The sequence below is a fragment of the Bradyrhizobium sp. CCBAU 11357 genome, assembly GCF_028128865.1.
In the GTDB taxonomy this organism is placed as follows: Bacteria; Pseudomonadota; Alphaproteobacteria; order Rhizobiales; family Xanthobacteraceae; genus Bradyrhizobium.
In genome coordinates, this window is sequence record NZ_LBJW01000103.1 from 123,920 (window position 1) to 142,609 (window position 18,690).

The window sequence follows — 18,690 nt, forward strand, 5'->3', positions numbered from 1 at the left end:
GTGCGCATCCTGATCCTCAACGCCGATTATCCGCGCTTCCTGTCCTGGCTCTACCAGCGGCGGCCCGGCCTCGAGACCGAGACCTACGCGGCGCAAATGGCGGCACGGAACGCCAGCCTGTTCGGCGTCGCCGACTTCTACTCGCGCAATTTCGCCGGGCTCGGGCACGTCGCCGCCGACATCCACGTCAACAATCCCTGGATGCGGGCAGCCTGGGCACGCGAGCACGGCCTTGCCGTCAGCGAGCCGCCGCCGCCCGGCACGCCGGCGGCGCGCGATGCCGTGCCCGGCTGGCTGCAACGCGCAGTCGCGCCGTTCAAGCCGATACTGCGGCCGCTCGCGCGCAAGGTCGGGCTCAGCCCGCGCCTCGACGCCGAAGCGGAACAGGTCCTGCTGGCGCAGGTCGAGGAGTTCAAGCCCGATCTCGTGCTCAACCAGGATCTGTTTCACGTCGACACGCGCCTCGCGCGCCGGATCAAGTCAATCGGCCGCCCCGTGCTGATCGGCCAGGTCGGCATCTCGCCCTCGCGCGGCGAGGACTGGTCGGTCTACGACCTCATGATTTCGCAAATGGCTGCGGTGGTGGACTTCTTCCGGGCCCACGGAGCGCGCAGCGAAGTGGTTCATCTCGCCTTCGAGCCTGATATCCTCGACGTCCTGCCTCCGCAGCCGGCGCAAGAATTCGACGTCACCTTCGTCGGAGCTGTATCGGCGGATCATCAACTGCGCGTGGCGCAGCTCGAGGCGGTGGCGCGGCGCTACGATCTCAAACTGTTCGGCAGCGGCCTGCATTCCCTTCCCGCCTCCTCGCCGCTGCATCGCTGTTATCAGGGCGAGGTGTGGGGGGTGGAAATGTATCAGGCGCTCCGCGCCTCGCGCATCACCCTCAACTCGCACATCGACATGGCCGGCCGCGAGGCCGGCAATGCGCGTCTGTTCGAAGCAACCGGCGTCGGCGCATTTCTGCTCACCGACTTCAAGGACAATCTCCACACGCTGTTCGCCGGGGAGCGTGAGGTCGTGGCGTGGCGCAACGTCGAGGACTGCATCGCGATGATCGACCGGTATCTCGCTGATGACGCGGCGCGCCAGTCCATTGCGAAGGCGGGACAAGCGAGGACATCTGCCGCGCATACCTTCCGCCGACGTGTCGAGGAGATCCTCGCTCATCTCGGCTGAATTGCCGCCGGCGGGCGCAGCAATCGTGATCTTCCGCGCACCCTTGACGGTCCCGGCCAAAATGGCCAAAGTGCTCAGCGGGACAGCTATCTCCCTCAAATTGCAGCGATTTTTTCGAGGCCTACGATGCAACACGTCGAACATGTTCGATTCGGCGACCAGCTCTACGCGATCATCGTGCGAGCCTCGTTTCGCGAGCCCGGCATCCACTTCTTTTCGACGCCGGAACTGTCGCAGCAGCTCGCCTTCATGAGCCATCCGCAAGGCAAGACCATCGAGCCTCATCGCCACAACAAAGTGACGCGCGAGGTGCACTACACCCAGGAGGTCCTGCTGATCCAGAAGGGCAAGCTGCAGGTCGACTTCTACACGGTCGAGGAAGAATATCTCGAAAGCCGCGTGCTCGTTGCCGGCGACATCATCCTGTTGTGCAGCGGTGCCCACGGCTTCCACGTGCTCGAACCGCTCGAGATGTTCGAGGTGAAGCAAGGGCCCTATTCCGGCGAGAACGACAAGACCCGCTTTCCAGAGGCCGCCCCGTCCGAAATCCGGATCAAGGGTCCGGGCCTGTGACTGCCCCCTTCATTCCCGTCAACACGCCGCTGCTCGACGGCAACGAGGCCGACTACCTCGCCGAATGCATCCGGACCGGGTGGATCTCGTCGGAGGGACCGTTCATCAAGCGCTTCGAGCAGGCGATGGCCGCCGCCGCCGGACGGCGGCACGGCATCGCGGTCACCAACGGCTCGGTCGCGCTCGACATCGCGGTCCATGCGCTCGGGCTCGAGACGGGGTCCGAAGTCATCATCCCGACCTTCACGATCATCAGCTGCGCCGCCGCGCTGGTCCGGGCAGGCCTCGTGCCGGTCGGGGTCGATTGCGATCCCGCGACCTGGAACATGACGGCGGCGGGCGTGGAAGCTGCGATCACGCCGCGCACGCGTGCGATCATGCTGGTCCACATCTACGGCCTGCCGGTCGACCTCGATCCGATCCTGGCGCTCGCCCGCAAGCATAATCTGAAGGTGATCGAGGACGCCGCCGAGATGCACGGCCAGACTTATCGCGGCGCGCCCTGCGGCAGCTTCGGCGACGTATCGACCTTCAGCTTCTACCCCAACAAGCACGTCACGACCGGCGAAGGCGGCATGATCCTCACCGACGACGACGCGCTCGCCGATCGGCTGCAATCCTATCGCAATCTCTGCTTCCAGCCGCAGCAGCGTTTCGTCCACGAGGAGCTCGGCTGGAACGCGCGGATGACCAACCTGCAGGCCGCGCTCGGCGTCGCGCAAGTCGAGCGCCTGCCGCGCACGGTCGAGATCAAGCGCCGGATCGGCCGGCTCTACGACGAACATCTCGCAGGGCTCAACCGCATCCGCCGCCCGGTCGCCCGCACCTCCTATGCCGACAACATCTACTGGGTCTACGGTGTCGTGCTGAACGAGGACGTGCCGTTCGACGCCAAGGAGGCGATGCGGCGCCTCGGCGAGAACGGCATCGGGACGCGGCCGTTCTTCTGGTGCATGCACGAGCAGCCGGTGCTGCGCCGGATGGGCCTGATGCTGAACGAAAACCATCCGAATGCTGAATACATCGCCCGGCGCGGCTTTTACCTGCCGAGCGGGCTTGCCCTGACCGACGGCGAGATCGCGCGCTCGGCTGAGGCGCTCAAGGAGATCCTGGCGTGACGGTATTCGCCGAATACGCGCCCTGGTATGATCTTCTCTATCAGGACAAGGACTACGCGGAGGAGACGGCATTCGTCGAAGCGCGACTGCGCGATCACGGCGCTTCCTCGGGCAGGCTACTCGATCTCGGCTGCGGCACCGGCCTGCATGCGCTCGCCTTCGCCCGCTTGGGATGGGACGTCGCCGGCGTCGATCTCAGCCACGAGATGATCGCGCGCGCCAAAGCACGCGCCGATCAGGCCGGACTGTCGATTCCGTTCCGGCAGGGCGATGCCCGCAAGACCGGTCCCGAGCGCGACTTCGACGCAGTGGTGTCACTGTTCCATGTCGCGAGCTATCAGACCAGCCCCGACGCGCTGACAGCCATGTTCCGCACGGCCCATGCGGCGCTGAAGCCTGGCGGCCTATTCTTCTTCGACTATTGGTACGGCGGCGCCGTGCTCGCGCAAGGCGTCGAGACGCGCGTCAAGGTGATCGAGCAGAAGCCGCTGCGGCTCACCCGCATTGCGCAATCCGATCATGACGAGCAAGCCGCCACCGTCACCGTGAACTACACGCTGTTTTGCGAAGACATGGACCGCGCCACGATCCGGCGCGTCGACGAAGCCCACCACATGCGCTACTGGTTTCCGTTCGAGATCGACGCCGCGCTCGCCGCGAGCGGCTTCCAGCCCGCAGCGCACGCCGCATGGCTGACACAGGTGCCGCCGAACTCGAAGAGCTGGGCGGCCTATGCCGTCGCCAGAAAGAGCGTCACGCCGTGAGACCACTGCGCCTCGCCGTGATGCTGGAGCAAGCGCTCGAGGTCGGCGGCGGCTTCCAGCAGCCGCTCAACGACCTGCTCTGGCTGCGCGACTGGGCGGTCGGTTCGGGCAACGAGATCGTGGTGTACTCGCCCTACCCGAAGACGCTGGACATCCTGAAGGAGTTCGGCGTCGCGGCCCGCCTCCTCAAGTTCGGCCCGCTCGACCACGTCTTCCTGTTCCTGAAATATTGCCGGCCGTTCGATCTCGTCCAGATCGCGCTGAAGCTGAAATCGGCGTTCGAGCGCACGCTGATCCGCGATGGCATCGACGTCGTGCATTTCACCTCGACCTCGAAGCGGCACCTGTTGCTCTACGAGCTGCCCTTCATCATCACGATCTTCGACGGATGCCATCGCGATGCGCCGGAGTTTCCGGAGGTCAGGACGTTCGGCGAATTCGAGCGCCGCGAGATCCTGTTCGGCCTTGCCAGCACCAAGGCGGCAGTCGTGATCGTCAATGCGCCGGAGCTGGTCGACGACCTCAGCCGCCGCTATGCCATGGAGCGGGAGCGCGCGGTGTGCATCCCGTTCTCGCCCTCCACCTATGTCAACCAGTCCACGCTTGATGCCGCCGACGATGCGGCGGTGCTGGCGAGATACCGGCTCGAGCCCGGCTATCTGTTCTATCCGGCGCAGTTCTGGCCGCACAAGAACCACATGACGCTGCTGGCCGCGCTCGCGAGCTTGCGCGAGCGTGGGATCACGGAACGGCTGGTGCTGTGCGGATCGGATCGCGGCGGCCGCGACAAGATCGATGCAGCAATCCGCAGCTACGGCTTGTCGGACCAGATCTCCATCATCGGCTTCGTCGAGTCGAGCGAGCTCGGCGCGCTCTACCGCGGCGCCGCGGCGCTGGTGATGCCGAGCTATTTCGGCCCGACCAATCTTCCCCCCCTCGAAGCCTGGGCGGTCGGCACACCGGTGATCTATCCCGAGGCTTTCAAGGCCCAGGCCGGCGACGCCGCGCTGCTGTTCGACTATGACGATCCGCGCTCGCTTGCCGATGCGATCCTCACCCTCCGCAACGACGGCACGCGCGAGCGGCTGCGCTCCGCCGGTCATCTCCGGCTGGCGCAATTTGCGGCGGAAACCGAAGCCGGCCATCGGCAGTTCGCCCGTCACCTCGAACGGCTGAAGCACCGTCTGGCATTGACCGCGCGATGAGCTGCAACCGCTAAGCCGGAATCAGCGCCCGCAACCGCTCGCGCAGCGCCTTGCTCAGCAGTGGGCTTGCGAGCCCGCCGACTGCGACCAGCCAGATCGCGCATTCCACGAGGAAATGAAGAAGCCCACTTCCAGGCACGAGCAGGATGATCGCCTGCCCGATCAGCCAGCCCGACACCACGATGCCGACGGCCATGACGATCAGGAAGGCGACGTGCCGTCCCGGATGATGCAAGGTCTGGCGCATCACCATCAGCGCGAGCAGCCCGAACTGGACGAGAATGTCGCTTGCGACCACCGCGAGCGCGGCACCCAGCGGCCCCAGCCGCGGAATCAGGACGAAGGACAGCGCCAGGAAGACCACGAGCTGCAGACCCTTGGCCCGGATCAGGAGGTCGCCGCGATTGCTGTGATTGGCAAAGGCCAACGCCAGCAGTGACGGCGCGACGACCGCCGAGCCGAGCAGCAGCGTCACCGTGAGCGGGGCGTCGTAGGGGATGCTGCCATGGGTCCATAACGCGAAGAAGTCGGGCCAGAACGGCAGCAGGCCCGCGACGATCACGCAGGCAAGTCCGGTCACGAACACCGAGCCGTGGGCGTAGAGCCGGCGCAGCCGGTCCTTGTCGCCGATCGCATGGTCGTGGCCGAGCTCGGCGGCGAGCGGCAGCGCCGCCTGGAGGCACAGGCCGCGCACCAGGCTCGCGATCACGCGGGTCAGTCCCCATTGCGCCACCGCGACGCGGTTCGTGACCAGCGCGGAGACGAGCAGCACCGGAACGTTGACCAGCGCCAGCTCGGTGATGTTGGCGACCGCAAAGGGTACTGCACGGCCGAACTGTCCGACGCTCCAGCGCAGCGACGGTGGCACGAAGGGCGGCTTGCCGCGACGTTGCAGGAACGGAAACAGCCGCGGCGCATCGAACGCGGTGAGCAGAAGCGCGAACAGGAGCTGCGTCGACACGAAGGCGATCGCAACCGCAAGCAGGCTGCCGAACAAGGCGAGCGCCGCAAGCTGCGCGATCTGTCCGAGCAGCAGCGCGGCATTTTGCAGCCAGACCGTCCGGCCATAGCGGCCGCGCACGCGATAGAGGCCGGAGACGAGATTGGCGGGCAGCGTCAGAAGCATGCCCAGGATCATCACCAGCATCGCGGCATCGAAGGTCGGCGTCGCCTGGAAGCCGAGCACGATCGATGGCCGCGCCAGGGCCACGGCCGCGCACAACAGCACACCGATCACCGCGATGATGACGAAATAGATCCGCAGCAGGGCTGAATAGAAGTTCGCCGTGCGGCCGTCGCAATCGGCGCAGGCTTTGAACGCGAGAAACCGGTTGATCGCGCGAAGCTGCAATCCGGCGTCCGCGACGACGACGAGACTGCCTGCCGCGTAGATCGCGAGCCAGGCCGCGAGCGTGTCGCCGGTCCAGACGTGCAGGAAGGCGGGGATGAGCAGAAGCTGCTGCGACAGCCCCAACGCCATCTGGACCAGGTTCGCGGACCAGCCCTGCAAGAGGCGGCCGGCGCGACCGACACCGGGTCTGCTCGAACCGTCGGCCGGCTCCGGCACGTCAATCTGCTTGTCGGTCAAGCCGCGTCCTTCCCGTCAAGCAATCGGCCCGGCGCGCCAGTGCTCAGAGCCCATCCGACTCGCCGTTCTTCGGCGTCGAACGCGGCACGAACGGCACAAACGACGGGTCGGCCGGGCCCGGCATCGTCAGCTTGCCCCCGACATCCGCAGGCGGGCTCGCGGGAACGGCTGCGTCGAGCCGCTGCAGCGCCAGCACCTCGCTGCGTTCGCCCTGCTTGAACGTCACTTCGCGCGGCTGCACCGAAATCAGCGACCAGCCGCCCAGCGACTCGCCCTGCCGCAGCCGCACGACCTTCTGATCGGTACGGTTGACGAGAATCGCGATGGCATCGCCCTCGCCGACGACGGCCCCGACAAGCAACAAGGGCGGCGGTGCCTCGACCGGCTTGGGTGCTGGCGCATAGACCTCTTCGACCGGCGTTGCGGCAACCGCGCGCGGCGCCGGCCGCCGCATGGCCGAGAAGATCGGGCGTTCCTGAGTCGCGGTCAGCGCCGAGATCGGCACCGACCACAACGGGTTGCCGCGCGGAACGGGCTTGCCGGGCGCCTGTTGCGCAGGGCGCGCGATCGGCCTGATCGTTCCGACATCGACACTTTCGGCGGGACTGCCTACGGCGTCATCGGACAGGACGTCCATGCGTGAAGAGGTAGCCGCCGTGGTTCCCGCGGTGCCGAGAACCACGCACAAGACGGCCAATCCTGTCGGCCTGAGCCACCCGGACATTGATATTCCCCTGCGACCGCCGGCCGCGCCACGACGACGGCGAGGCGTCCGCGCCAAACTAGTTCCGATCCGGTGCGTCATCAACCCACGCCGTTTCGCCGAATTGGACGGGCCCGAAACAGTCTTGGCATGTTGCAATGCCTAAACATGTTGCCCGACCGCCACGATCGCCAGAAATGCAGGGCGAGACGCGCTGGAACCCGCCGCAAATGGATACCGGTTCATTGCCGGCTACTGCAACGCCGTGAGATCATGGCGCAGGCGCTTCGCTACGCGCCACGGTTGCATGCTTGCAATGATTTCCTTGCGGATTTGAGACGATCAGATGGGAGGACCGACGGTGGCTGGTGGACGGATCGGACGCGGATTGCGATCCGTCATCATGCGCCACTCCCTGGCCACGCTCCTTGCCACCACGGCGCTCGGCGTCGTCGCCGCTCACGCGGTCGACGGCACATGGGTCGGCGGCAGCAGCGATTGGACCGATCCCACCAACTGGTCGTCCAACCCGAGCGTGCCGGACGGCACGGCGACCTTCACCAACACCGGAAGCACGGCGGTCGACAACAACAACGGCGTCGTCAGCATCGGCACGGTCGCGTTCACGAGCATCTCGCAAGCCTACTCGGTCACGATCGGTAACCCGTTCATCGTCAACGGCACGGGCATCATCAACAACGATACGGTCAATACCCAGAACTTCCAGGTCACCTCCGGCAACAACCTCGTCTTCCAGAACAGCAGCACCGCGAGCGGCGGCGCCGGTGCCGTGACCATCACGAACGATGCCGGCGGCAACGTCAACTTCATCCAGGACAGCACGGCGGGCACGGCAAGCCTCGTCAACAACAGCTTCGTCACCTTCGAGGATTCCAGCTCTGCTGGCGGCGCGCAGATCACCAACAACATCAACGGTCAGATCGATTTCTTCACCAGTGCCTCGGCCGGGACCGCCACGATCAACAACGCAGCGGGTGCGTCGTTGAATTTCTACAACACGACCACCGCGGCCACCTCGTCCCTCATCAACAACGGAACGGTCAATTTCGACGGCTCCGCCACCGCGGGCAGTGCCACCATCACCACCAACAACGGCGGCACCACGAACTTCGCGGGCACCAGCACCGGGGGCAGCGCGCGCTTCATCACCAATGCCGGCGGCACGGTCGACATCTCCGGCCTGACCAGCGGCGGCATGACGGCCGGATCGATCGAAGGTGCGGGCAATTACGTCCTCGGCGCCAACACGCTCACCACAGGCAGCCTCAACACCTCGACCCAGGTCGACGGCGTGATTTCCGGCGCCGGCGGCGGGTTGACCAAGGTCGGCACCGGCACGCTGACGCTGACCGGCACCAACACCTACTCCGGCGCCACGACGATCTCGGCCGGAACGCTGGCGATCTCCGGCTTCGGCAGCATCTCCTCATCCAGCGTCGTCACCGTGGATGCGACGCTCGACATCTCGGCTTCTTCAGTCCCGTTCAACGCCATCACGACGCTTGCCGGCAGCTCGAGCGGCGTCGTCAACATGGGCGGCAACGGCATGGTGATCACCAATGGGTCGACCGAGTTCGCGGGCGTGATCCAGGGCACCGGCGGGCTCGAGATATTCGGCGGCACGCAGACGCTGTCGGGCGCAAATACCTACAGCAACGCTACGCAGATCGACGCGGGCGCCACGCTGGCGCTGAAGGGTAACGGCTCGATCGCGACTTCGCTCTACGTCGGATTTGCCGGCGCAGGCGCGACGTTCGATATTTCCCAGACCAACTCCGGCGCGTCGGTCACCCGGCTGTTCTCATTCGGCGCCAACGGCGTGGTCGCGCTGGGATCGAAGACGCTGACCGTCACGCTCGGCAATTCCTTCGGCGGCGTGATTCAGGACGGCGGCATCGGTGGCGGCACCGGCGGCAACCTCGCGATCGCGAACGGAGCCGTGCAGCAGCTCTACGGCGTCAATACTTATACCGGCACCACGACCATCGCGAGCGGCGGCGAGCTCGATCTCGTCAATTCCGGCGGCAGTGATGGCAGTATCGCAACATCGAGCAGCGTCATTGCCAACGGCATCTTCGACATCGCGGGCCTGAGCGCCGGCACCTCGATCAGGTCGCTCTCCGGCTCCGGCGCGGTCAATCTCGGCGCCAACACGCTGACGATCACGAACGGCAACGGCACCTTCGCGGGCGTCATCGACGATGCCGGCTTCGGCGGGGGGCTGACGCTGACGGGTGGCACGCAGAGGCTGACCGGCATCAACACCTATACCGGCGCGACCGCCGTGAACGGCGGCACGCTGGTGGTGGACGGCTCGATCCTGAATAGCCCGGTCACCGTCAATGCCGGCGGCACGCTCGCCGGCAGCGGCACGATCGCCGGCGTAGGGGTCAATGGCGGCACGCTGGCGCCCGGCAGCGCGGCGAGCCCGTTCGGCCCGATGACGATCAGCGGATCGCTGACCTTTACCGCCGCCTCGACCTATCTGGTGCAGGTCTCCTCGACCAACGCCAGCCTCACCCAGGTCACGGGCGCGACCGACCTCGGCGGCGCGACGGTGCGCGCGAACTTCACCTCCGGCACGGTCAAGAAGCAGTACACGATCCTGACCGCGGCCGGCGGCCTCGGCGGCAGCACTTTCAATCCGAGCGTCGTCTCCAGCATGCCGACGCTCAACGCGACGCTGAGCTACGACCCCAACAACGTGTACCTGAACGTCAACGTGAACTTCACGCCGGCGGGCGGCCTCACCGTCAACCAGCAGAATGTCGCGAACACGCTGACCAACTTCTTCAACAGCACCGGCGGCATTCCCGCGGCCTTTGCCGCGCTGACGCCGGCCGGACTGACCATCGCCTCCGGCGAGCTCGGCACCGGCGTCATCCAGTCTGCGATCAACGCCGACGGCCAGTTCCTGAACTTGATGCTCGATCCGACCATCGCGGGCCGAAGCGGCGGCTTTGCCAAGGCGGGCAGCGTCGCGCACTTCGCAGCGAGCGACGATGCGGCCGCCTATGCCACGATGCGGCCGGCCACCGCGCGCGAACGCGAGGCCTATGCGATGGCGACCAAAGCGCCACTGCTCTCGTCGCAGCCGAGCAGCCGCTGGAGTGTCTGGTCCGCAGGCTATGGCGGCTCGGCCGAGGTCGGTGGCAACGCGCAGGTCGGCTCGCAGGACCTCACCGCGCGGGTCTGGGGCGGTGCGGCCGGCGCCGACTATCGCGTGTCCATGGACACGCTGGTCGGCTTCGCGCTCGGGGGCGGCGGGCTGAACTATTCGCTCGCCAATGCGATGGGCTCGGGTTCGGCCGACCTGTTCCAGGCCGGCGCCTATGGCCGACACAATTTCGGCCCGGCCTACGTCTCGGCTGCGCTCGCCTATGGCTGGCACGACGTCACCACCAACCGCACCGTGGCGCTCGCCGGCGCCGACCAGCTCCAGGGCCGCTTCAAGGCGGACACGTTCTCGGCCCGCTTCGAAGGCGGCTATCGCTTCGCAACGCCGCTGATCGGCATCACGCCTTACGCGGCGGCGCAGGTGACGAATTTCAACCTGCCGAACTATTCGGAAACAAGCCTCAACGGCGGCGGCTTGTTCGCGCTGAACTACACCGCTCAATCGCTCACCGACACCCGGTCCGAGCTCGGCCTGCGCACCGACAAGTCCTACGCCATGCAGAACGGCGTGCTGACGCTGCGCGGCCGCGCCGCCTGGGCGCACGACTACAATCCGAACCGTGCCGTCACCGCGTTGTTCCAGACCCTGCCCGGCACCAGCTTCGTGGTCAACGGCGCCAAGGTCGATGCCGACTCCGCGCTCGTGAGCGGCAGCGCCGAGATAAAGTGGCTGAGCGGCTTCTCGATCGCCGGCACCTTCGACGGCGAATTCTCCGGCAACGTCAGCAGCTATTCCGGCAAAGGCGTGTTCAAGTACTCTTGGTGAGCACCGGCTTTTGGAGCTACTTCCCGGCCTGCCACTGGCCGGAGACGCCCAGGATCACCCTGACGCGGCCGGCGCTGGCCTCGTTCAGCGCCGTGGTCTGCGGCACCTGGACATCAAGCTGATCGACGAACAGGAACGGCATGCCGGCCTCGAGATCGTAGAGCAGCTTTTGCAGCGCGGACTGCTCCAGCTCGCAGCTCACGACGAGGCCGACGAAGCCGTCCTTGGCTTGCGCGCCCGATACGTCGACCTGCGAGGACTGCACCGAGCCGCCGGCTTCGCCGACCGCCGCGGCAACCCGCTGCAACAGATTGGCGCCCGCGACCGTCACCGTCGGGCCTTCCAGGAACGGCGTGCCGGGACGCTCTGCCATCGAAGCCGCGGCGTTCTTGGCACCGCCCTTCCGGCCGCGAAACTGGTCGAGCAGGTCGGAGGTTTGCGCCAGGGCCTGGCGATGAGCGACGATCTCGGCGATCGACAGCCCGGTCGTCAGCAGCAGCCCGCCCGCAACCGCTGCATAGAGGGTGACCGCGATCAGCGGCGAGCCGGCCAGCGCCCGCGCCACCGCATTGCCACCAGTGGCCTTCGCGCTGCTCATGGCACGTTCCTCGGCTCGATCTGAGCCTCGATGTGGAAGCGCTCGCCGGGATCGGACGAGCTGCGCGTGGTCGGAGCGTAGAAGGTGGCGCGGGTGAAATGCTGGGACTGCTCGATCAAGGGGATCAGCGAGGGGGCATCGCGGGTGATACCGCCGATCTGGAGCTTGTTGCCCGCAAGATGCAGCTCGGTGACATAGGTATGATCCGGCAACACCCGGCTCAGCGATTCCAGCACGATCACGCTCGCCGGCGTCTCGTATTTACGGCGCTCGAGCAGCGCGAGCGGCGAGCGCTCGCCGGTTTCGCTGCCGCGGAGCGCGGCGCGGCGCTGGGCGATCTGGCGCTCGAGCTCCCTCTCCTGCGCGCCCAGGCTGTCGGCCAGGTAGCTCGCTGCGACCGACCCGATCACCGCGGCGACGGCGGCGAGGGCCAGCACCGCTTGCAGCACCCGGCTCAGCCGGACCGGGTCCGCTGCGCCGCGCGACCTCTGCTCGAACACCTTGATGCGCGAGCCTGCCGCCCCCTCCGTCGCAATCGCAATTGCCGAGGGATGGAAGGGCGTCACCGCCGCGACATAGCTCATCGCCAGCTTGCGCGGCGCCGCGACGATTTCCGTGGTGATGCCGTCGCTGCCATGTGTCACCGGAGCGCTGCAACCGAATACGGCCTCGCTCGCGCTCCACGGCGTCAGCCGGTCGATCTGCGCCCGCACGATGCCGTCGAGGAAATCAGCCGCGCGCGCCGGCAGCTCGAGGGGGCGAAACAGGAAGCGCGACGGCCGCAGCACGATCTCGACCCGGCTGCCGCGCACGATCTGCGCGAGGTCGGCACTCGCGAACTCGCCATTCTCGAACGCGATCTCCTTCGGAACGTTCTCGGACCGAGCCGCCTCCAACGCGAATGCGCCGGTATCGGTCTCGACCAGCCTCACCACGCGCGGCGCCACCACCCGCTCCAGGGCGGCCACGATCGTGCCGGCCACGGTGCCGGTCCAGGCATCGAGAATGGCGCGAAGAGAAGCGAGCGAGCTCATCTCACAGAGGCTTTCCAGCGGAGCCGTCGACGGCATTGTGCCACGACAATACACGATACGGCTCATCGCCGCCGTCGAGAAGCAGAATGACGATATCGGCCGAGCTCCGACGCCGCGACGGCAGCTCGACCGTGACCGTCAGCCGGTATGCCCTAGAGCCCTCCACCGTCGCATTGGCGCCGCCGGCGAGCCCGACCAGGGCGCGCGGATCGACGTTGGGGTCGGCGCGCTCGCCCAGGACCCGTTGCAGTCTCTCGGGCGTCATGTCCGGCAGTGCGGCGACCACCTGCGGCGCGGCATCGAGCACGTTCACGGTCCGCATGTTGCTGAACACGGTGACGAAGGGCAGCACGCGCTCCACGACGGCGGCCGGAATGCCACGCACGAGCCAGAGCTCGTCGCTGTGCGGAAACGGCGCGTGGCGCGGCAGATAGGGCGCGCCGATCGTGCGGTAGTAGGAATCCTCCGGATGCTCCTGGCCGGGCTCGGCCGACGAGCGCCAGGCGAGAATCCGGTCGGCGTAGGCGGGTGCGTCCGCGGTGGAGACACCGAGCGCCGTCATCAGCCCCGCCAGCAGCGATTTTGGCGCCATGTTGAGATCGACGCGCGCCGCCTCCGAGCGGAACGTCACGCTGACCCGGCTGGCGCCGACGCGGGCATTGAAGGTGCCGCTGGTCGGGCGCGCCGCCTCGTTCTGCGCCGTCAGCCGGTAGGCCGCAAGTTCGAGCCCGGCGTTCACCAGCGCGTCGGCCTGCAATCTGTCGGTATTGACCGCGACCGTGACCGCCGTGTTGGTGACATAGGTCAGGTAGATCAGCGCGAGCGCCGCCAGTGCCGCCAGCATCCACAGCACCGCGACGACGATGAAGCCACGATCGTCACGAAGGCCCGCCTGGTCGCGCCGCGCTCCGTTCACAGCTGACGCTCCTCTTTCTCCGCCTGTTGCGGCCGGGTCCGCGCCGTCACGCAAGTCGACGGATTCTTGGCCCGCGCGCATTCGGCCGGCGCCGTGATGTGCGGGACCACCGCGCCCGAGACCGCGAGCACCTGTCCGGTCGCGCTGTCCCGCACCGTGATGCGGATGCGATCCGGCAGCTGGGTTTGGCCGCGCCAGGTCGGCTGGTATTGACCGTCGGGTCCGGCATAGGAAAAGCTGACGCGGAACGGTGCCCGGATCAGCACGACCTGATCAATGAAGCGGATCTGTCCGTCCGTCGGCATCGGCTGGAACGGCGCGCGCTCGCGCACCAGCGCGAGACCTTGCGCGTCCGCCTTTTCGATCAGACGAACGAATTCGAGCCCAGGACGCGCGTTCGGGCCGAGCGCCGTGCGCAGGAAGGTCACGGACAATTCGGTGCCGTCGAACAGCGGCGCCCTGGCATCGCCATTGACGGTGATCTGCTCGGCGACCGAAAGGTCGGCCACGATGCGGTCGAGCCCGGTTGCGAGCCGCTCGGCGCGCTGCACGCGGGCAATGCCGCGATTCCAGTTCGGCAGCCATTGCGCCGTCACCGTCGCCAGCGCCGCCAGGATGACGGTCATCAGCAGCGTCGCCAGAAGCACTTCGAGCAGCGTGAAGCCTGCCTCGTCGGCCAGTGCGCGGCGCAGCCGTTTCATTGCCGGATTCTTCACTGCGAAGTCCTCGGCACCAGCTTCACCGTCGTGATCTGGATCGCAGCTCCGTCGCCGCGCTCCAGGCGCAGGTTGACGGCTAGCGGCACGAAGCGATCGCTGGCAGGGTCGCCGCCGGCCATACGCATCGGCGCGACATCGATCCGCCACCGGCTGCCGGCCAGCTCGCCGCTCCGCCGGCCAGGCTTCAGCAGAGCGCGCGCCGGCAAATCCGCAAGCAGCGTCTCGGCCGTGCCCGCAAGCGCCAGTTGCTGGTCGATCGAGCGCGTCCCCTTCGCCGTCGCGGCGATGACGGAGCCGATCGTCCCGAGCACGACCGCGATGATCGCGAGCGCAACCAGCGCCTCGATCAGCGTGAAGCCGGCCGTATCAGAGCTTCTGCGTGACAATCTCGACGCCTCCGGTCAGCCAGTTGACCCGCACCTCGTATCCCATGCCGGGCCGCGCCAGGGCGATCACCCCGCCACACGACATCCCTGACGGAAAGAAATCGATCGACCGGCCCGCCGTGCGGTCGGCGCAGCGCGCGGCCAGCATCGCCTGCACCACGACGTCGGCCGGAAGGCGGATGGTCCGCCCGGTGACGCCGGAGCGGATCGCGCGCGCCTCCGCATCTACCTGGGTCGCCACCCTGGTTTGCCAGCGCAGCGCCGCGTTGCGGTCGGCCTTCAGCAGCGCCGCGGTCTCGACCGCGTAGCTCTCGAGCCTGGCGCGCGTCGTCGAGCGCGGGATCGCCGGCAGGATGATCGCCGCGAGCAGACCGATGATCGCGAGCACGCACAGGATCTCGATCAGCGCGAAGCCGCGCGCCTCGAAGAGGGCGTCAGCGCGCGCCGCTGACAATGTCGGCTGCCGTTCCACTGCCGCCTTCCTGACCGTCCGATCCCAGCGAGATGATCTCGTAAGGCGCGCTCGCGCCCGGCGAGCGATAGACGTAGAGGTGCCCCCAGGGGTCGTTCGGCACCACGCCGCCGCGCAAATAAGGACCGTTCCAGCCGGGCTGATTGTTGCCCCGGGTCAACGCGGTGAGCCCTTCGTTCGACGTGGGGTAGCGGCCGAGATCGATGAAGTAGAGATCGAGCGCGCTGGAAAAGCTCTCGATCTGGATCTTCGCCGCCTTCGCCTTGGACTCGCTCAGGTAGTTCAGCACGCGCGGGCCGACCAGCGCCATGATCATGCCGATGATGGTGATGACGACCAGCATCTCGACGAGGGTGAAGCCCGCCTCCCCTTGCCGCGCGCGCCACCTGCCGCGCCTTGCGCATGGATGTTTGGTCACTTCAAGCCTCTCCCGTTCCCTGCTATCCGACAATCTGGCTCACCGACATCAGCGCCGTCATCACCGACGTGATCAGGCCACCGACGACCAGCGATATCGCAATGATCGCCGCCGGACCCGCGATGCCGACGGCGCGGTCCAGCATGCGCTGCAATTTTGCCTCGTAGAACTCAGCGATGCGTCCGGACAGCATGGGCAATTGCCCGGTCTCGTCGCCGAGCCGGAGCATGCGCACCGCCATCGCCGGCAGCGCCTCGGTTTCGGCGAGCGCATCGGACAGTTTCGAGCCATGGCGGACGCGGTCGGCGGCGTCGCTCCAGACCGCGGACGAGCCGGTCGTCGCCATCATGTCGACGAGGATGCGCAGCGTGATGGTGAGATTGACGCCGCTGCCGAGCAGCAGGCCGAGATTGCGACAGAACAGCGCCGTGCGGTAGGCGCTCATCACGTTGCGGATCGCCGGCAGCCGGGTGATCGCATTGGTGATGCTGCGACGAAGGCGCTCCTGCCGCAGCAAGAGCCACGCTGCTGCAATGGCGGCCGCAAGCGCCGCCAGCACCGCATCGGAATTACCGCGCAAGAACGTCGAGACGTTGAGGAAGGCGCCGACGACCGGATCGATCTTGGCGCCGAAATCCTGCAACACCGATGCGAACTGCGGCAGCACGAAGGTGAGAAAGAACAACAACACGCATCCCGCCGCGCCCAGCACGAACAGGGGATAGCGGATGGCGTCCGACAGCCGCTGTCTCAGCGCCTCGCTGCGCGTGCGCTCCCCGGCCAGCACCTCGAGCACCTGGTCGAGGGATCCCGAGGCCTCGCCGACCCGCACCAACGCGACATACATCGGCGGGAACTGCCCTTCGTGCCGCGCCAGCGCTTCGGCAAAGCTCTCGCCCGACACGACGCGCGAGCGGATGTCGGCGACGACCGGACGCAGCCGGCCGAAATCGGGATCGACCGCAAGCAGCTCCAATCCGTCATTGATGCGGGCGCCGGCGCGCAACAGCAGCGCGAGGTCGCGGGTGAAGATGGTGACGTCTTCGGGTTTCGGCCGGTTGAAGAGGCTGAACACACGGCCGGCCGAGCCGCCCTCTTCCGGCGTGACGTTGTCGACCAGAACGAGGCCGAGCCGCTCGATCCGCTGTGCGACGTCGGCCGGTCCCGGCGCAGCGATCGCCCCGGAGACCAGTTCGCCATTGGCGTTGAGCGCGCGGTAACGATAATTCGGCATGCGTTAGCGCACCGTCGTGACGCGGAAGACCTCGGGCACGGTGGTGAGCCCGGCCCGGCATTTGGCGACTGCATCCTCCAGCATCGTCGTCATGCCGCCGCGCATCGCGGCGGCGTCGATCGAATGGGAGTCGGTTTGCGGCCCGACCAGTGCGCGCACCTCGTCGGACATTTCCAGGATCTCGAACACGCCGTTGCGGCCGCGATAGCCGGTGCCGCCGCAGCGCTCGCAGCCGCCGGCCTCGTGCACGACTTCGCCGCATCTGAAGCCGATCACCGCAAGGCGCGGGTCCTTGCCAAGATCGGCCTCGGTCAATGCATGCGGCACCTTGCAGCGGTCGCAGAGCACGCGCACCAGGCGCTGCGCCACCACGGCACGCAGCGTCGACTTCAGCAGGAAGCCCTCGATGCCGAGATCGATCAGACGCGGTACGGCGGCCGCCGCCGTCTCGGTGTGCAGCGTCGTCAAGACGAGGTGGCCGGTGAGCGCGGCATGGATCGCGATATGGGCGGTCTCGGCGTCGCGGACCTCGCCGACCATGATGACGTCGGGGTCCTGGCGCACGAAGGCGCGCATGGCGGAAGCGAAGGTCAGCCCGATCGACGGCTTGACCTGGGACTGGTTGATGCCGGGGATCTCGTATTCGACGGGATCCTCGATGGTGAGGATCTTTCGCGTCGGCTCGTTCAGGATCGACAGCATGGTGGCGAGCGTCGTGGTCTTGCCGCTGCCGGTCGGGCCGGTCACGACGATCATGCCGTGCGGCATCGCCAGCAGGCGCGTCATCACGCTCTCGTCGCGTGCGGCGAGGCCAAGCTTGCTCATCTCGAGGAGGCCGCGGTCGCGCGGCAGCAAGCGGATGACGGCGCTCTCGCCGTGCTGGGTCGGCATGGTCGCGACGCGAACGTCGATCTCGCTGCGCCCGACCCGGACGCGCGCCGCACCGTCCTGCGGCAGGCGCCGTTCCGCGATGTTGAGGCTGGCGAGAATCTTGATGCGCGAGATCAGCGCCTGCGGCGGAATGCCGTGCGGCGACGGCAGCGCGCGCAACAGGCCGTCGACGCGCATGCGCACGGCAAGTCCGGCACGGAACGGCTCGACGTGGATGTCGCTGGCACGCAGGTCCACCGCGCGCTCCAGGAGATCGTTGAGCGCGCGCACCACCGGGGCGCCGCTGGCGAGATCGCGCAGGCTCTCGATGTCATCGTCGGACTGCTGCGCGACGCTCCTGCCGCCCCGATCGGCGCTTGCGTCATCGGCATCGTCGCGCTGATCGAGCACCGTGGTGATATCCTCATAGGAGGCCACGACGACATCGACGGGGGCCCCGAAAACGATTTCGGCGGCGCGAATCGCCGCCCTGTCGGAGGGGTCGGCGACAGCCAGCCGAACGACGTCGTTCGGCGCGCTGAAAGGAAAGATGGTGGATTCGCGCAGGAAGCGGCGCGAGAAGCCTTCAAGGCGGGGCGTCGCGGCGAGCAGCTGCGGAAGGCTCAGCCGCGGCAGACCAAAATGATCGGAGACCTCGTCTGCGAATTCGGCCGCCGAAAGATCGGTGGCCTCCCACAATTCACGCAAGGGGCGCGTGGGCGCGGGATTGCCCGACTTGTCGAGATGGACATGCGCCCGCGGGGGCAATGAATATTTGTCCAGAAGATGCTGTCGGAAGCTATCTGCGGAGCGGTCGCGCATCGCATTCACAGCGTTGACCTTGTTACCTGAATGCAACAACTTCGACGGGACGCGGCAGGCCCTTTACCCTTGACTTATTGCTTAGCAAAAACATAATCGTGGCGCAAATTATTGCGCGTCCGAGCCA

General features: G+C 67.1%; 17 protein-coding genes. 6 read left to right on the plus strand and 11 right to left on the minus strand.

Annotated features, from left to right (window positions below; translation table 11 throughout):
- From XI05_RS21360 to XI05_RS21380, 5 genes are all read left to right on the plus strand, one after another.
- The gene (locus XI05_RS21360; RefSeq protein ID WP_271505323.1) at nucleotides 1–1,179 is read left to right on the plus strand and encodes a CgeB family protein; all 1,179 of its coding nucleotides are present in this window, start codon (nucleotides 1–3) and stop codon (nucleotides 1,177–1,179) included.
- Between the two features lie 126 nt (nucleotides 1,180–1,305).
- Nucleotides 1,306–1,752 carry a hypothetical protein gene (locus XI05_RS21365; RefSeq protein ID WP_271505324.1) on the plus strand — a complete coding sequence of 149 codons (447 nt, stop codon included), beginning with the start codon at nucleotides 1,306–1,308 and terminating at the stop codon, nucleotides 1,750–1,752.
- A complete protein-coding gene (locus tag XI05_RS21370) occupies nucleotides 1,749–2,870 on the plus strand; it encodes a DegT/DnrJ/EryC1/StrS family aminotransferase (RefSeq protein WP_271505325.1) in 1,122 nt (373 codons plus the stop codon). Before XI05_RS21365 ends, XI05_RS21370 begins: the two co-directional genes overlap by 4 nt.
- A complete protein-coding gene (locus XI05_RS21375) occupies nucleotides 2,867–3,634 on the plus strand; it encodes a class I SAM-dependent DNA methyltransferase (protein WP_271505326.1) in 768 nt (255 codons plus the stop codon). The genes XI05_RS21370 and XI05_RS21375 overlap by 4 nt, the downstream gene beginning before the upstream one ends.
- Entirely contained in the window at nucleotides 3,631–4,839 is a 1,209-nt protein-coding gene (locus tag XI05_RS21380) for a glycosyltransferase family 4 protein (RefSeq protein ID WP_271505327.1), read from the plus strand. The genes XI05_RS21375 and XI05_RS21380 overlap by 4 nt, the downstream gene beginning before the upstream one ends.
- A gap of 10 nt (nucleotides 4,840–4,849) precedes the next feature.
- Here the strand turns inward: XI05_RS21380 and XI05_RS21385 are convergent, their stop codons facing one another.
- Nucleotides 4,850–6,427 (minus strand): hypothetical protein, encoded by a 1,578-nt coding sequence (locus XI05_RS21385; protein WP_271505328.1) that lies wholly within the window; start codon nucleotides 6,425–6,427, stop codon nucleotides 4,850–4,852.
- A 43-nt stretch (nucleotides 6,428–6,470) separates the two neighbouring features.
- Entirely contained in the window at nucleotides 6,471–7,064 is a 594-nt protein-coding gene (locus XI05_RS21390) for a hypothetical protein (RefSeq protein ID WP_271505329.1), read from the minus strand.
- A gap of 469 nt (nucleotides 7,065–7,533) precedes the next feature.
- On the opposite strand from XI05_RS21390, the gene XI05_RS21395 reads away from it, so the two are divergent.
- Entirely contained in the window at nucleotides 7,534–11,094 is a 3,561-nt protein-coding gene (locus tag XI05_RS21395; RefSeq protein WP_271505330.1) for an autotransporter outer membrane beta-barrel domain-containing protein, read from the plus strand.
- 16 nt (nucleotides 11,095–11,110) lie between these two features.
- On the opposite strand, the gene gspM is transcribed toward XI05_RS21395, so the two are convergent.
- From gspM to XI05_RS21440, 9 genes are read right to left on the minus strand one after another with little or no spacing between them, the layout of a single operon-like run.
- The gene (gspM, locus tag XI05_RS21400) at nucleotides 11,111–11,692 is read right to left on the minus strand and encodes a type II secretion system protein GspM (protein WP_271505331.1); all 582 of its coding nucleotides are present in this window, start codon (nucleotides 11,690–11,692) and stop codon (nucleotides 11,111–11,113) included.
- A complete protein-coding gene (locus XI05_RS21405; protein WP_271505332.1) occupies nucleotides 11,689–12,726 on the minus strand; it encodes a PilN domain-containing protein in 1,038 nt (345 codons plus the stop codon). The genes gspM and XI05_RS21405 overlap by 4 nt, the downstream gene beginning before the upstream one ends.
- Nucleotide 12,727: 1 nt before the next feature.
- Nucleotides 12,728–13,642, minus strand: coding sequence for a general secretion pathway protein GspK (locus XI05_RS21410; RefSeq protein ID WP_271505333.1), 915 nt, complete (start codon nucleotides 13,640–13,642; stop codon nucleotides 12,728–12,730).
- Nucleotides 13,639–14,343 (minus strand): general secretion pathway protein GspJ, encoded by a 705-nt coding sequence (locus tag XI05_RS21415; protein WP_271505334.1) that lies wholly within the window; start codon nucleotides 14,341–14,343, stop codon nucleotides 13,639–13,641. Before XI05_RS21415 ends, XI05_RS21410 begins: the two co-directional genes overlap by 4 nt.
- Nucleotides 14,344–14,354: 11 nt before the next feature.
- The gene (locus tag XI05_RS21420) at nucleotides 14,355–14,747 is read right to left on the minus strand and encodes a PulJ/GspJ family protein (protein ID WP_271505335.1); all 393 of its coding nucleotides are present in this window, start codon (nucleotides 14,745–14,747) and stop codon (nucleotides 14,355–14,357) included.
- Entirely contained in the window at nucleotides 14,728–15,219 is a 492-nt protein-coding gene (locus tag XI05_RS21425; RefSeq protein ID WP_271505336.1) for a prepilin-type N-terminal cleavage/methylation domain-containing protein, read from the minus strand. Before XI05_RS21425 ends, XI05_RS21420 begins: the two co-directional genes overlap by 20 nt.
- Nucleotides 15,182–15,637, minus strand: a complete 456-nt coding sequence (gene gspG / locus XI05_RS21430; RefSeq protein WP_212260121.1) for a type II secretion system major pseudopilin GspG — start codon at nucleotides 15,635–15,637, stop codon at nucleotides 15,182–15,184. Before gspG ends, XI05_RS21425 begins: the two co-directional genes overlap by 38 nt.
- A gap of 22 nt (nucleotides 15,638–15,659) precedes the next feature.
- Entirely contained in the window at nucleotides 15,660–16,871 is a 1,212-nt protein-coding gene (locus XI05_RS21435; RefSeq protein WP_271505337.1) for a type II secretion system F family protein, read from the minus strand.
- 3 nt (nucleotides 16,872–16,874) lie between these two features.
- Entirely contained in the window at nucleotides 16,875–18,563 is a 1,689-nt protein-coding gene (locus XI05_RS21440) for a GspE/PulE family protein (RefSeq protein WP_271505338.1), read from the minus strand.
- Between the last annotated feature and the right edge of the window lie 127 nt (nucleotides 18,564–18,690).